This window comes from Aurantibacter sp. UH7 (genome assembly GCF_056839165.1).
The window spans coordinates 2,938,178-2,952,276 of sequence record NZ_CM166388.1; the positions used below are offsets into that span (position 1 = coordinate 2,938,178).

Consider the following 14,099-nt stretch of genomic DNA (forward strand, 5'->3'; position numbering starts at 1 on the left):
GTGCTATGAGTTGTGTTGGTGATCTTTTTAAACAACGGAGTTTCGTTCTGCTTTTATCTTTCGTCTTATTGTTTTCATGTAAAGAATCACCAAAGAAAAATATACAGGAGTCCGTTGTTAAAGAAAAAGTAGAGAACGGAAACCCTATTTTTAGCGGTTGGTATGCCGATCCCGAAGGTGCCGTTTTTGATGATACATATTGGGTATATCCTACCTATTCAGATGCTTATGATAAGCAATTGCATTTCGATGCATTTTCATCTAAAGATTTGGTCACTTGGAAAAAACATAAAAATATACTTGATACTACCAAAGTTAAATGGTTGCGGCAAGCATTATGGGCGCCATCAATAATTGAAAAGGATGATAAATATTTTCTATTTTTTGGCGCAAATGATATACAGAGACCAGGTAGAAATTCGTACGACCCTACTAACGATATCAACCACTATGGTGGTATTGGGGTTGCAGTGGCTGATACACCCGGTGGTCCTTTTTCAGATTATTTAGGTAAACCATTAATATCTGATTTTTACAATGATGCGCAACCAATAGATCAATTTGCATTTAAAGATGAAGATGGTACTTATTATTTTTTCTATGGAGGTTGGAGTCATTGTAATCTTGGAAAACTGAATTCAGATTTTACAGGTTTTATTCCTTGGGAAAATGGTCAGTTATTTAAAGAAATTACACCAGAAGGATATGTGGAAGGTCCATTTATGTTTCTAAGAAAGGGTATTTACTATTTTATGTGGTCTGAGGGTAGTTGGGGAGACGGTTCATATAAAGTAGCTTATTCTATGTCTGATAAAGTTACAGGTCCATACAAAAGAATAGGTACAGTTTTAGAATCTAAACCAGGTGATATTGCAAATGGTGCTGGGCATCACTCCGTAATTAATAAACCAGGAACAGATGAATGGTTAATGGTGTATCATAGAAGGCCAATACCTAACCAAGATCGTGATCATCGTGTTACCTGTATTGATAAAATGGAATTCAATACTGATGGAACCATTCAACCAGTAATAATGACATTTGAAGGCGTTCAATAGGACAAAAAAATAATAATATCATGAAAAATATTTATTGTTATTTCTTAATTGTGATTTCATTTTTCTCAACAAATACATTGATTGGCCAGTCAACTGAACCTTTAAAAATTGGGGTAATTGGGTTGTCACATTCGCATGTAAATTGGCTGTGGAGTAGGCCGCATTTAAAAGATGTGGAGATTGTAGGTATTGTTGAGCCAAATAAAGAATTAGCAAAACGTTTTTCGGAGAATAAAGGTTTTTCTATGGATTTGGTTTACGATTCTCTGGCGGAATTTGTTGCAGCTACAAAACCGGAAGCAGTTACAGCGTTTGGTTCAATATACGAGCACTTAGCTGTAGTAGAATTCTTTGCGCCACTTGGCATTCATGTCATGGTAGAAAAACCATTAGCGGTAAGCTTTGAGCATGCTCAAAAAATGAAGGACTTAGCAGAAAAACATAAAATTCATTTACTTACTAATTATGAGACAACATGGTATCCAACAAATCATAAGGCTTTTGAAATGGTTAACAATGGTGCTATTGGTCCTTTAAGAAAAATAGTGGTACATGATGGACATGAGGGGCCACAGGAAATTGGTGTAAACAAAGAATTTTTAGAATGGCTTACCGATCCAGTTTTAAATGGAGGAGGAGCATTAATGGATTTTGGTTGTTATGGTGCTAATTTAATTACATGGTTAATGAAAAATGAAAGACCAATTAGTGTTACCGCTGTTACACAAACAATAAAACCTGATATTTATCCAAAAGTTGATGATGAGGCAACAATAATTGTTACCTACCCAGAAATGCAAGGTGTGATTCAAGCTTCTTGGAACTGGCCAATGGGGAGAAAAGACATGGAAGTTTATGGTAAAACGGGTTATATAATTAGTGAAGACCGACACAACATGCGCTTTCGATTAAGTCAGAAAGTAAAAGAACAGCGTAAAGTTTTAGAAGAACGTACTGCGCCATATGCAGACCCTTTTTCGGTATTAGCAGGAGTAATTCGTAAAGAGATTGTTTTGCCGAAAGACAATTTATATTCTTTAGAAAATAATATAGTAACGATGGAAATATTAGAAGCTGCGCGTATAAGTGCAAAGTCTGGTGAAACAGTTTACCTGAAATAGTAAAGCTATATTTCTGATAAAAGTGCGCTCACATTATTTAGCAAACAATTGCCCAATATCTTTAAATGATTTAAACTCTAAAGCATTTCCAGCAGGGTCTAAAAAAAACATCGTTGCTTGTTCACCAACCTGCCCTTCAAAACGAATATAGGGTTCAATAATAAATTCGATTCCTTTGGATTTTAATTCTTCAGCGAAATTTTGAAAAGTTTCCCATGGTAATACAACTCCATAATGTGGTACGGGTACTGCATGTCCATCAACAGGATTGTGATGAAGGTTTTTAGTTTCAATTTTTGGTTTGTAATGGATAACCAATTGATGTCCGAATAAATTAAAATCAACCCATTGGTCGCTACTTCTGCCTTCTTCGCAATTAAGAATATCACGATAAAATTTTCTACATGCATCTAAATTATGAACAGGTATTGCGATATGAAAAGGAGTAATGTTTTGCATAAGAAAAATAATTTATAATAAAATTAGCTAATTCTTATGACTTCAGAAATGCAATAACTTTTTCGCTTACTTCATCTTGGTGAAGTGAATGACCTAGGCCCTCCGTTTTAAGAAGTTTACTGTTTTTCCATTTTGCATGTACTTTTTCTGAACCACTTACTGGAGTAACTTTGTCATAAACATCATGTATTAACAGTCCTTTTGATTCGAAGTCTTTTACAAAATTTACTGTAGAAAATTCATGCATTTGAAATCCGAACATACCGAAGAAGTATTCTCCCATCGCATTCATTACCTTTTTATTCAAACCTAAAATGTCTTTATAACCATTTATAAAGGGTAAAAATTCAGATGGACTACCAAGTGTAATTATTTTTTTCACACCATTATTTATACTATGATAATTATAGTAGATTGCGCTCATTCCACCAATGGAGTGTGCTAAAATATGTTTTGGTTTATATTTATCTACAACAGATTTTATGCCTTGTGAATATAATACTGCGGTAAAGGTTTTACTACTTGAATATCCGTGTGCGGGAGCATCTAAAGCGATAACATTAAAACCTTCCTTTGTTAGGTAAGAAATTAAATTCTTCCAACGAAAGGAATTGCTTTCCCATCCGTGAAGTAATAGAACAGTGTCTTTATTTCCTTTCCATTTATAGGTTTGAAAATGTACTCCTTCCGATTCTATTGTTTCAGATTTTGCAGCATCTAAAAAGCTTTTTTGATGTGGTTGAACTTTACCCTTTCTAGGAGTGCAAAATAAATGAAATGCCTTCTCAGCAGCCTTTTTTTTTGAGAAAATAGCTAAAGAGTTAAAATAAAACCCATAGGCTTTTGGTAGAATTCGATTGAGGGTTTTCTTCATTTTGATATATAGGTTACTTTATGTAACTTACTCTTTAATAGATACTAAATTAATATTCTTTTTTGACATATTTATTAGTTACAAAAAACGCACAAGGTAAGCATATGGAAACTATTACTGAAAATCAGAAGGTTGCATCAAAAAAAAAGATAAAAAAAATGTTTGGTCATATAGATTTAAAAACTGCCGAATATTGTCCTATTCGTGATGTAATGGCTTTGGCTTCAGATAAATGGAGTATTCTTATAATTTTAAACTTAGGATATTCACAGGTTTTACGTTTTAATAAATTAAAAAAATATGTTTCTGGAATTTCTAATAAAGTGTTGAGTGAAAGGCTTAAAACATTAGAGACAGATGGTTATCTAGAAAGAAAAATGTATCCAGAAGTGCCAATAAGGGTTGAGTACAAATTAACAGATTTCGGATTTTCATACCTTCAAAAATTAATAGAACTCACAGAGTGGATAACCCAATATAGCGATCTTGTAATTGAAAGAAGGAAAAAGGTTAAAACCTCATGAATTGGCTAAAACTAATTCCAGCCAATCATTAAATATTTGATTTTGGCTTTGTCAGGTATTTGTACTGCTTCAATATTCGTGCTAGTAGCATAGCGCAGACTAGAAGGTAATTCCTCTTTATCAATGGTAAAATAAGCATCACTATCTTTAAGTAATATCAGTACATTTTTTCTTGACGTAATAACTTTTTTAACCGTAAAATTGTCTTTTATATCCTTAAAAGTACTTAACAAGCCCACACCGTTATTAGTTGTATAACGGGGGTCTTCAACTCGGATATTTTCAATCATTGGTATGGAATCACGAGTCGGTGTAAGGGTTAATAAATGATTACCACCTTTTTCGAAAATTTTAATTTTTTGAGCTCCACTTCCAAATTTTAGTGCAACCGTATCTTTTACCACAGAATCTTTGTCAAATATAATTTCAATATCTCGGGCAAGGCTACTTCTGTTCAGTTTGCCAATACTATCGTGACCAATTAAAAAAGTATTGTCTTTTTCTTCCTTGCAGTTAATAATTACAAGTAGAATTACAAATAGTGGTAGAAATTTAATTTTTTTCATGCAATCATTGTTTTTTGCAAATTCTTAACTATGTGTTATCGCATAACTTTTTTAAGTACACCAAGAACTCCTCTAATGAAAGTTGCACTTGTTAATACTTTAATTACCGGGTTTTGTCTAGTACTTGCTCTTTTTGTACTTCTACTAGATGTTTTGGTTTTCTCTTTAGCTGCGGTTGCTTCAGCTTTTTCTATCTTTTCATTTAATATTTCATAAGCACTTTCACGATCGATAACATCATTGTATTTCGGAATTAGTTGCGATTTTTTAATAACCGTTTTCAACTCTTTATCTGTCAATACATCCATTCGACTCATTGGCGCCCGTAATAAAGTTGCTGCTAATGGAGTTGGGCGACCTTTTTCATCTAATGCCGATATTAATGCTTCACCAATACCCAAAGAAGTAAGTACTTCTTTTGTGTTATAAAATTCCGATTCTGGGTAGTTTTCAGCAGTTAATTTAATTGCTTTACGATCTCTTGCAGTAAATGCTCGTAAGGCATGTTGAACTTTTAAGCCTAGCTGAGCAAGTACTTCATTAGGCACATCTGTTGGGTTTTGAGTAACAAAGTATAAACCGATGCCTTTCGAACGAATTAATTTTACGATACTTTCAATTTGATCAAGCAACGCTTTTGAAGCTTCTTTAAAAATTAAATGGGCTTCATCTATAAACAATACCAATTCAGGTTTGTCACTATCTCCTTGTTCTGGAAAACTTGCATATATTTCAGCTAATAAACTTAGCATAAAAGTTGAAAATAGTTTAGGTCTATCTTGAATATCAGTAAGTCGAAGAATATTTATATAGCCGTTACCATTTTCATCAAGACGTGTTAAATCATCTACTTCAAAAGATTTTTCACCAAAGAATAAATCGGCGCCTTGTTGTTCAAGTTCAATTATTTTTCTAAGAATTGTACCGGTTGATGCTGTTGATATTCTTCCGTAATCTTTAGTGAATTCTGCTTTTCCAGCGCCCGTAGCATATTGTAGTACTTTTTTAAAATCTTTTAAATCTAGAAGCGGTAACTTGTTATCGTCACAATATTTAAAGACGACAGCTACAATTCCTTCTTGCGTTTCGGTAAGGTCTAAAATTCGTGATAAAAGTGTAGGACCAAACTCAGAAACAGTTGCTCTTAGTTTTACACCGTCTTGTTCAGACAAGGATAAAATTTCGATAGGAAAACTTTTTGCATCAAATGGTAATCCAATTAGATTATGCCTTTCATCTATTTTCGCATGACCAGGGCTCGGTTGTGCTAAACCACTTAAATCACCTTTAAGGTCCATTAAAAGTACTGGAATTCCTTTTTCAGATAAATTCTCAGCCAATACTTGAAGCGTTTTTGTTTTACCGGTACCCGTTGCACCAGCTATTAATCCATGACGGTTTAAAGTCTTTAATGGTATTTTGACAAAAGCTTTGTTAACTGCTACTCCGTTTAACATTGCAGCACCCATTGTAATATAGTCACCCTTAGTGGTGTATCCTTTTTCAATATGTGCGTAAAAATCTTCTTCTTTAGACATTTGGACAAATTTGACCATAAAAATAGATCATTTTGAAAGAATAGCCGCCGACATCATGGTTGATGATGGTTTTTCAGCGGCCATATTACAGTTTTTAAAAGCAATCTGTACTATGATTTTTGCAGACTGCTTATAGTTACTGCCAGCTAAAATGTATCTTTGCCGAATGCTTAAGGAAGATGTTTTACTGGAAGTAGAAAAAGGATGTATGTTACCCCTAATGGAGGAGTTTTATACAATTCAAGGTGAGGGATATCATAAAGGTACTGCAGCGTATTTTATACGAATTGGTGGTTGTGATGTAGGCTGTCATTGGTGCGATGTTAAAGAAAGCTGGAATGCGGAGTCGCATCCTCCAACAGCAATAGCGAGCATCGTAGAAAATGCTGCAAAATATTCTGATACTATAGTTGTAACGGGTGGTGAGCCTTTAATGTGGAATATGCTTCCCTTAACGCAATCGCTAAAAGAAAAGGGTTTGCAAACGCATATTGAGACTTCAGGTGCTTATGAATTAACGGGTATTTGGGATTGGATTTGTCTTTCACCAAAAAAAAATAAACTGCCTACTCCAGCAGTACATGCTGCAGCACACGAACTTAAAGCAATAGTCTATAATAAACACGATTTGATTTTTGCAGAAGAACAAGCAGCCTTGGTGAATGATGAATGCATTTTATATCTACAACCAGAATGGAGTGTGCGAGACAAAGTAGTGCCACTAATTGTAGATTATGTGATGAAAAATCCGAAATGGAAAGTTTCGTTGCAAACACACAAATACTTGAATATACCGTAGTTTATTTGTGGTGCGTAGTAAGTCTAGCGCCCACCATTAGCTTGTAAGTCAAGTATACATTCATCATCTAAGGACACTGTAGCTGCACCTTTCGATGTTTTATTCGATAGCATACTTAAAACAGTTTTGCCGCTTAAAGAACATCCTGCTTTTAAACCGCCTGTACTTTCAGTAGTATTGTTTACCTGTCCTTTATTAGAAGGTCCGCCAAATTGTAATTCAGCGCGCATTAAACAACCTTCAATATCACAATGATTTTCAGCATCGGGATCTTCATGCGGGTTAACTTCAGGAGTTCCTAAATCAACTAATCCAAATAAATGACCAAATTCATGATTCAATGTAGCAGCTTCAATATCTGTATTGGTGATAAAAAAACTTTGTGCAGCTAGGCTTCTAACAGTAGCTTCGTGAATAATCATCGAAGTATTTCTGTAAACTGCTCCAAGTGTTACTAAGCCTTCGTCTTCGTCGTCATCTTCAGCAGAGGCATCGCTAAAATAAATGTAAATAGCCAAAGTTTCACCACTGTTATATTTGGTGCGATTTTCAGTTTCGAGCTCGGCAATTTCATTGAGCGACAAGGAGTCTTTTTCTGGGGAAGCAAGCTCATTATAGATTACTTCAATATCGTCTTTAAAAGTATGCGCTCTTAAAAAATCGGTAAAACTCGTTATAGAAGCTGATGTTGGTTTAAAACCAGTAACATAGCCTATTTCAATAAGTAATTTGGTGTATTTTGTGTTTGAAAGTATATCATTGGCAGAATCACCAGTTGCTTGTAGATTTAATGTTTTGTCAATTTTTTGTTCCGTTTCATCATCAGAATTTTTAGAACAGTTGGTAAGTATTATAAAACATAGCAGTAGGGTGTAAAATCCAATTTTGCGAATATTCATCATTTGCTTTAGTTTAAGAACGCAATTTCCATGCCTACTATTATGTTATGGGGTATAACTTTGCTAAATAGTCGAAATGACTTCCTGTAAATAACATGTCACATTCAAAACCATTTTTAAGTGCTACAGCTTCCAAGGTCTCAAAATCTATATATAACCAGTCAAAAGGGCTGCTTACTTCATTTTTATAGGTCATTTTAAATTCAACTTCCCCGTAATAATTTTCTATATCTGAAATATCATAATAACCATTTTCTGTTTCATACATGTATATTATATCACTAGAATCAAGTAAAATGTAACCTTCAGAAGTCAATAATTTCTTAGCATGATTTAAAAAATCATCTAAATTGGATAATTTACCAACAATACCAATTCCATTCATTAAAAGTAAAAGTGTATCATATTTTTTAGCAGAATAATTCATGATATCCAAACAAATTGCATGTTCCACGCCTCTTGCTTTACTAACCGAAATTGCCCCTTCACTAATATCTAAGGCAGTTGCTGATAGTCCTTTTTGTTGTAAATGTAAACTGTGACTACCCGCGCCACAACCAATGTCTAGTACCTTTCCAGTGCAATTTTCTAGTGCAATTTGCTCTATTTTAGGCATTTGTTGGAAATTTCTAAATAGATGGGGCAGGGGAATAATATCTTCCTCTTCTAACGAAGAATTTGTAACGATATCTTCAGAATAATTTCCATTTTGATAATCAAGTAGCGCCTTGCCAAAAACATCGGTAGTCATATTATTTGTACTTTGCATGCAAATGTGGCACTTTTGATTTAATTGAAGAAGCATAAACCCCGCACATTATGAAAAAGCTCACACGCTTATTTATCGGACTATTCATGTTCATTACAGCATTTGTAATTGCTCAAGATACAACTGAAGATTCATTAGCTTCAACATATTTAGAATCAAATGGTAGTCTTCAGCAATACGATTATGCCTATGGTCAATTGCTTTTAATGTTGGATAAACAATATCCTAAATCTGAAGAAAACGCTCAAGGGTGGCAATTTCTTAATGATAATAAGGATAAGGCTATAGCCGATATGAAAGCGCTATTGGTGCCAATTTATAATTCTAATTTCACGAAGGAAGATTTAGGGCAAATGATTGATTTTTATCAAACAGATACAGGAAAACAGTTAATGTTAGATCGCACAAAAATGAGTGATACACAGAAGCAAGAATTGAATTCGTATTACAATACTGCAGTAGGACAGAAAATAGTAGAAAAACAACAATCATTATCGGCAGAAATTGCCATTGCCTCTGAGAACTGGAGTCGTGATTTGTATGAAACTGCTGTAAGTTTATTAAAAAGTGAATAGCCAGTTAGAAGACCTTGCACAAAAGGCTAAGGAGAAGCATACTGAAAATAAAAAGTTCTTTGCTAAACTAAAAAAGAAGCCGCCGAAAAATTTATATTATGTAATGCAAGAATTACATGAAACTGAATTTGAAAATACTGATTGTCTAAATTGTGCCAATTGTTGTAAAACCACAGGACCACTTTTTACGAATGCTGATATTGAGCGTATTGCCAAATATTTACGATTAAAACCACAGCGGTTTATTGAAACATATTTAAGAGTAGATGAAGAGAATGATCATGTTTTACAAAGTGTGCCTTGTACTTTTTTAGATGATCAAAACTATTGTTCAATCTATGATGTTCGTCCAAAGGCGTGTCGTGAATTTCCGCATACAGATAGAAAGAAGTTTCAGCAAATTAGTAATCTTACGATGAAAAATGTCGCCATTTGCCCAGCCGCATATAATATTGTAGAGGCTATGAAAAAGGCTATCAAACATTGATTTTATAATTAAAAAGGAAGTTTGTTATATTTAGGATATGGAATCATTATTAAATTATTTTGAAAATATACCTCCTGCCCATCGTAGTTTAATATTGGTAGGAGGGCTTACTTTTTTTTGGATTCTTGAAGGTTTAGTGCCGCTTTACAAATTCAATTATAAAAAATGGGAACATGCCTGGCCGAATCTGTTTTTTACAATTACCACCATTATTATTAATTTCTTTTTGGCTTTTTTGTTATTAAAAACAAGTGATTGGGCAGTAGCAAACGATTTCGGAATTATTAACTGGTTACCTGAAATGCCACTATGGCTATACGTGCTTTTAGGTGTTATGTTGCTCGATTTCATTGGAGCCTATTTAGCACATTTTGTAGAACATAATGTTAAACCATTATGGATGGTTCATTTGGTGCATCATACAGACCATAATGTAGATACAACTACAGCAAACAGACATCATCCTCTTGAAAGTATGATTCGTTACGCATTCACACTTTTCGGTGTTTATTTAGTTGGTGCCCCAATGGGGGTGATTATGCTGTACCAGTCGTTGTCATTGGTAGCTACACAATTTGGACATGCGAATATTGGCTTACCGAAAAAAATCGATGAAATTTTGAGTTGGGTTATCGTTTCTCCAGATATGCATAAAGTACATCATCACCATATGTTACCCTATACTGATTCTAATTATGGTAATATTTTTTCAATATGGGATCGTTTACTCGGTACTTTTATGAAGTTAGATACTGATAAAATTGTTTATGGTGTGGATACTTTTTTTAATGAAGAAGAAAACGCAAAGTTATCTGTTCTTTTAAAACAACCCTTTCATAAATATCGGAAGCCTACAAATAATCCTGAGAAAAAATAATAAGCTGCAGATATTTCTAATACAACAAATATTTCTCGCGAATTAGTTTAAAAGCGGCAATATCTTCTTGCCACGACTCTTTTATTACATCTTCAGAAAGCCCTTTTTCAATTTGCTGTTGAAGTAACTCTGTGCCCGCATGTTTTGTAAACCCAGAGGTGTTAAAAAACAAAGTTTTGTCGGTGCAATTAGCATAGGCATCAATAATCCATTTTAAAGAAACTTCATTGAGTTTTGGTATGGCCGATAAATCTTTGCCATAACATTTTTTTCCATTTTCCTTAGGGCTTTTAGATCCAAAATTTGGCCTTGGGAAATATTTAAAACTGTATTGTGTTGAGTCTAAAAACGAAGCTCCATACCGTTGAAATTGAAATTCAGTGCCACGGCCGGCGTTAATATTTGTCCCTTCGAATAAACCAAGACTAGGGTAGAGGTTTATAGATTCGGCGTTTGGTAAGTTTGGAGAAGGCCGTATGGGTAATTTATATTCAGAATCATGAGAATATTTGTCTAAGGGTACAATTGTGAGATTTACATGCTTATTGCCACTTAGCCAACCTTCTCCATTTACCATATTGGCATATTCACCTATGGTCATGCCGTAAACCAAAGGAATATTGGTCATGCCCAAGAATCCTTGATTTTCCGTCTTCATTGTTGGACCATCAATATAATGTCCGTTTGGGTTTGGTCGATCTAAAACGATAATTTTTCTTTTACTTTCCGCACAGGCCTCCATCACCAATTGCAATGTTGCGATATAAGTGTAGAAACGCACACCTACATCTTGAATGTCAAAAATAACCACATCAACATTTGCTAGTTGCGAAGGAGTTGGTTTTCTGTTTTTACCATATAGAGAAATTAAGGGAAGTCCAGTTTTTGCATCAAACCCATCTTTTACATGTTCTCCAGCATCAGCTTCACCTCTAAAACCATGTTCGGGTGCGAAAACCTTTTTAATATTCACATTTAAGGCTAGTAAAGAGTCTACTAGGTGCGTATGTTGGTTTTGCTCTTTAAAAATAACACTAGTTTGGTTAGCGACTATAGCTACTCTTTGTCCTTTTAATTGCGGTAGATAAGCGTTCATGTTATTGGCTCCAACTATTATGCGCGATTGAGATAGCTCACTTTTATCATAAGCTGTATCGTTTTTTTTATTCGCGGTTTTACTTTGATTGCCACAAGAGCTGACTATGATTATGGGAATTAAAACCCATAATAAAACTGTATTTTTGAAATTGGAAAAAATGGGCATCTTTTGAATTTAGAATTCTTTATCGCTAAAAGGTTAATTAAAGGGGCGGAGCATAAAATTAGTATATCCGCAACAATAATAAAAATTGCAATAGTCGCTATTGCGGTTAGTATTATTATGATGTTAATGGCTATTGCTACAGGCGTGGGTCTTAAGCATAAAATAAGGGAAAAACTCACTGCGTTTAATGGCCATATCCAAATACAAAATTACGACAATAATAATTCTGATATTTCGGTTTCACCAGTTTCTTTAAATCAAGATTTTTACCCAGAATTTAAAAGCATAGATGGTATAACACATGTTCAGGCCGTCGCTACCAAGGGAGGCGTTATACGTACTGAAGAAACTTTTGAAGGAACAATAGCCAAAGGCGTAGGTACGGATTATGATTGGAGTTTGCTCGAAGAATATATTGTAGCTGGTCGTTTGCCAGATTATTCAGGAAAATTAAATGATGAAGTACTGTTGTCTAAATTGATGGCGAATCGTTTAAAGTTAAAGGTTGGGGATTCATTCTTTACTTTTTTCCCGAAAGAAGATGATTTAAAAAGTCCTAATCAGCGAAAATTTACCATTGTAGGTTTATATGATAGTAGGTTTGAAGAATTTGACGGCACTTATTTTTTTACTGACATTCGACATATTCAGCGCATGAATAAATGGACGGCGGATGAAGTTGGAAATTTTGAGGTGTTCCTTGAAAATTTTGATGAAATAGATGAGAAAAGCAAAGAAATTTATGGGCAAACAGTGTCTAACTTAGATGCGCAAAATATAAAAACTAAATATTACGACACGTTTGAATGGATGAGTCTATTCGACTTTAACATCGCCATGATTATTGGAATTATGATAATTGTAGGCGGTATAAATATGATTACAGCACTACTAGTTTTGATTTTAGAACGCACACAAATGATAGGGGTTTTAAAAGCAATGGGGGCTTCCGATTTGATGGTGAGAAAGGTTTTTTTATACAATGCGACATACTTAATCGGTATCGGACTTTTTTGGGGAAATCTAATTGGGTTGGGTCTTTTATTATTACAGCAAAAATTTAAATGGTTTAAGTTTCCAAATCCAGAACAATATTATATTGACTACATACCAGTTCATATTGACGTAGCTTCTATAGTATTATTAAATCTGGGAGTATTGTTGCTTTGCTTTTTAATGCTACTAATTCCATCATTAATTATTTCCAAAATTTCACCTGTAAAGGCCATTAAATTCGAATAGTTTTAAGATTAGTATTTAATTAAGAATTATTATTTCAGCAAATGGAGTACGCAAAAAACATTTTAGAAACTATTGGAAATACACCAATGGTAAAACTAAATAAATTAGTTTCTGAGTTGCCTTGTTTAGTGTTAGCTAAATACGAAACATTTAATCCTGGAAATTCGGTTAAAGACCGCATGGCATTGCAGTTAGTGGAGGATGCAGAAGAATCTGGATTACTAAAACAGGGAGGTACGATAATTGAAGGAACATCAGGAAACACCGGTATGGGGTTAGCACTTGTCGCGATAATAAAAGGCTATAAACTAATTTGTGTATTGAGTGACAAGCAGTCCAAAGAGAAGATGGATATACTCCGCGCTATGGGTAGTGAAGTACATGTATGTCCAACTGATGTAGCACCCGATGATCCTCGTAGCTATTATTCTACTGCAAAAAGATTAGCAACAGAAATTCCGAATTCGTGGTATGTAAATCAATATGATAATCCATCTAATACAAAGGCCCATTTTATAAGCACGGGTCCGGAAATTTGGCAGCAAACAGATGGAAAAATCACTCATTTCATTGTTGGTGTTGGTACGGGTGGTACCATATCTGGAGTGGGGAAATTTTTAAAAAGCAAAAATCCTGATATTAAAATTTGGGGTGTTGATACTTATGGTTCTGTTTTTAAAAAATATCATGAGACCGGTATTTTTGATGAAAATGAAATCTACCCATATATTACAGAAGGTATTGGTGAAGATATACTCCCTAAAAATGTAGATTTTAAAGTCATAGATGGTTTTACTAAAGTTACCGATAAAGATGCGGCGATTTATACACAGCGCTTGGCGAAAGAAGAGGGTATGTTTTTAGGTAATTCTGCAGGGGCAGCAATTAAGGGATTATTACAATTGAAAGAACATTTTAAGAAAGATGATGTTGTAGTTGTGCTTTTTCATGACCATGGTAGTCGCTATGTTGGTAAAATGTATAATGACGATTGGATGCGTGAAAAAGGGTTTTTAGAATAGTTTTTGGTATATTGATTTTTTAATT

16 protein-coding genes are annotated in these 14,099 nt (G+C 34.2%); 9 read left to right on the forward strand and 7 right to left on the reverse strand.

Annotation, left to right across the window (positions count from 1 at the left end):
• Positions 1-5 precede the first annotated feature (5 nt).
• Positions 6-1,058 (forward strand): glycoside hydrolase family 43 protein, encoded by a 1,053-nt coding sequence (locus UH7x_RS12310; protein ID WP_482360222.1) that lies wholly within the window; start codon positions 6-8, stop codon positions 1,056-1,058.
• Positions 1,059-1,078: 20 nt separating this feature from the next.
• A complete protein-coding gene (locus UH7x_RS12315) occupies positions 1,079-2,179 on the forward strand; it encodes a Gfo/Idh/MocA family protein (RefSeq protein WP_482360223.1) in 1,101 nt (366 codons plus the stop codon).
• A 33-nt stretch (positions 2,180-2,212) separates the two neighbouring features.
• On the opposite strand, the gene UH7x_RS12320 is transcribed toward UH7x_RS12315, so the two are convergent.
• Both UH7x_RS12320 and UH7x_RS12325 read right to left on the reverse strand, forming a co-directional pair.
• Entirely contained in the window at positions 2,213-2,638 is a 426-nt protein-coding gene (locus tag UH7x_RS12320; protein WP_482360224.1) for a VOC family protein, read from the reverse strand.
• A gap of 34 nt (positions 2,639-2,672) precedes the next feature.
• Positions 2,673-3,512 carry an alpha/beta fold hydrolase gene (locus UH7x_RS12325; RefSeq protein ID WP_482360225.1) on the reverse strand — a complete coding sequence of 280 codons (840 nt, stop codon included), beginning with the start codon at positions 3,510-3,512 and terminating at the stop codon, positions 2,673-2,675.
• A 62-nt stretch (positions 3,513-3,574) separates the two neighbouring features.
• Between UH7x_RS12325 and UH7x_RS12330 the strand changes: the two genes are divergently transcribed.
• The gene (locus tag UH7x_RS12330) at positions 3,575-4,036 is read left to right on the forward strand and encodes a winged helix-turn-helix transcriptional regulator (protein WP_482360226.1); all 462 of its coding nucleotides are present in this window, start codon (positions 3,575-3,577) and stop codon (positions 4,034-4,036) included.
• 11 nt (positions 4,037-4,047) lie between these two features.
• Here UH7x_RS12330 and UH7x_RS12335 read toward each other — a convergent pair whose 3' ends face one another.
• Together UH7x_RS12335 and UH7x_RS12340 are read right to left on the reverse strand one after the other, a co-directional pair.
• On the reverse strand, positions 4,048-4,602 hold the full coding sequence (locus tag UH7x_RS12335; RefSeq protein WP_482360227.1) for a hypothetical protein: 555 nt from the start codon (positions 4,600-4,602) through the stop codon (positions 4,048-4,050).
• A 35-nt stretch (positions 4,603-4,637) separates the two neighbouring features.
• Complete coding sequence (locus tag UH7x_RS12340; protein WP_482360228.1) at positions 4,638-6,140, reverse strand: helicase HerA-like domain-containing protein; 1,503 nt, start codon at positions 6,138-6,140, stop codon at positions 4,638-4,640.
• A 166-nt stretch (positions 6,141-6,306) separates the two neighbouring features.
• Here UH7x_RS12340 and UH7x_RS12345 point away from each other — a divergent pair, with 166 nt between their 5' ends.
• Positions 6,307-6,939: a 7-carboxy-7-deazaguanine synthase QueE gene (locus UH7x_RS12345; protein WP_482360229.1), complete on the forward strand. Its 633-nt coding sequence runs from the start codon at positions 6,307-6,309 to the stop codon at positions 6,937-6,939.
• 23 nt (positions 6,940-6,962) lie between these two features.
• Here the strand turns inward: UH7x_RS12345 and UH7x_RS12350 are convergent, their stop codons facing one another.
• Both UH7x_RS12350 and UH7x_RS12355 read right to left on the reverse strand, forming a co-directional pair.
• Positions 6,963-7,841, reverse strand: coding sequence for a hypothetical protein (locus tag UH7x_RS12350; RefSeq protein WP_482360230.1), 879 nt, complete (start codon positions 7,839-7,841; stop codon positions 6,963-6,965).
• 37 nt (positions 7,842-7,878) lie between these two features.
• Positions 7,879-8,607, reverse strand: a complete 729-nt coding sequence (locus tag UH7x_RS12355; RefSeq protein WP_482360231.1) for a class I SAM-dependent methyltransferase — start codon at positions 8,605-8,607, stop codon at positions 7,879-7,881.
• Positions 8,608-8,657: 50 nt separating this feature from the next.
• On the opposite strand from UH7x_RS12355, the gene UH7x_RS12360 reads away from it, so the two are divergent.
• From UH7x_RS12360 to UH7x_RS12370, 3 genes are read left to right on the forward strand one after another with little or no spacing between them, the layout of a single operon-like run.
• Positions 8,658-9,182, forward strand: a complete 525-nt coding sequence (locus tag UH7x_RS12360) for a DUF2059 domain-containing protein (RefSeq protein ID WP_482360232.1) — start codon at positions 8,658-8,660, stop codon at positions 9,180-9,182.
• On the forward strand, positions 9,175-9,669 hold the full coding sequence (locus UH7x_RS12365; protein ID WP_482360233.1) for a YkgJ family cysteine cluster protein: 495 nt from the start codon (positions 9,175-9,177) through the stop codon (positions 9,667-9,669). The genes UH7x_RS12360 and UH7x_RS12365 overlap by 8 nt, the downstream gene beginning before the upstream one ends.
• Positions 9,670-9,706: 37 nt before the next feature.
• Positions 9,707-10,546, forward strand: a complete 840-nt coding sequence (locus tag UH7x_RS12370; RefSeq protein ID WP_482360234.1) for a sterol desaturase family protein — start codon at positions 9,707-9,709, stop codon at positions 10,544-10,546.
• 16 nt (positions 10,547-10,562) lie between these two features.
• Here UH7x_RS12370 and UH7x_RS12375 read toward each other — a convergent pair whose 3' ends face one another.
• Entirely contained in the window at positions 10,563-11,810 is a 1,248-nt protein-coding gene (locus UH7x_RS12375; RefSeq protein WP_482360235.1) for an exo-beta-N-acetylmuramidase NamZ family protein, read from the reverse strand.
• Between the two features lie 3 nt (positions 11,811-11,813).
• On the opposite strand from UH7x_RS12375, the gene UH7x_RS12380 reads away from it, so the two are divergent.
• Together UH7x_RS12380 and UH7x_RS12385 are read left to right on the forward strand one after the other, a co-directional pair.
• Positions 11,814-13,052 carry an ABC transporter permease gene (locus UH7x_RS12380; RefSeq protein ID WP_482360236.1) on the forward strand — a complete coding sequence of 413 codons (1,239 nt, stop codon included), beginning with the start codon at positions 11,814-11,816 and terminating at the stop codon, positions 13,050-13,052.
• Positions 13,053-13,093: 41 nt separating this feature from the next.
• A complete protein-coding gene (locus tag UH7x_RS12385) occupies positions 13,094-14,074 on the forward strand; it encodes a PLP-dependent cysteine synthase family protein (RefSeq protein WP_482360237.1) in 981 nt (326 codons plus the stop codon).
• Positions 14,075-14,099: the final 25 nt, after the last annotated feature.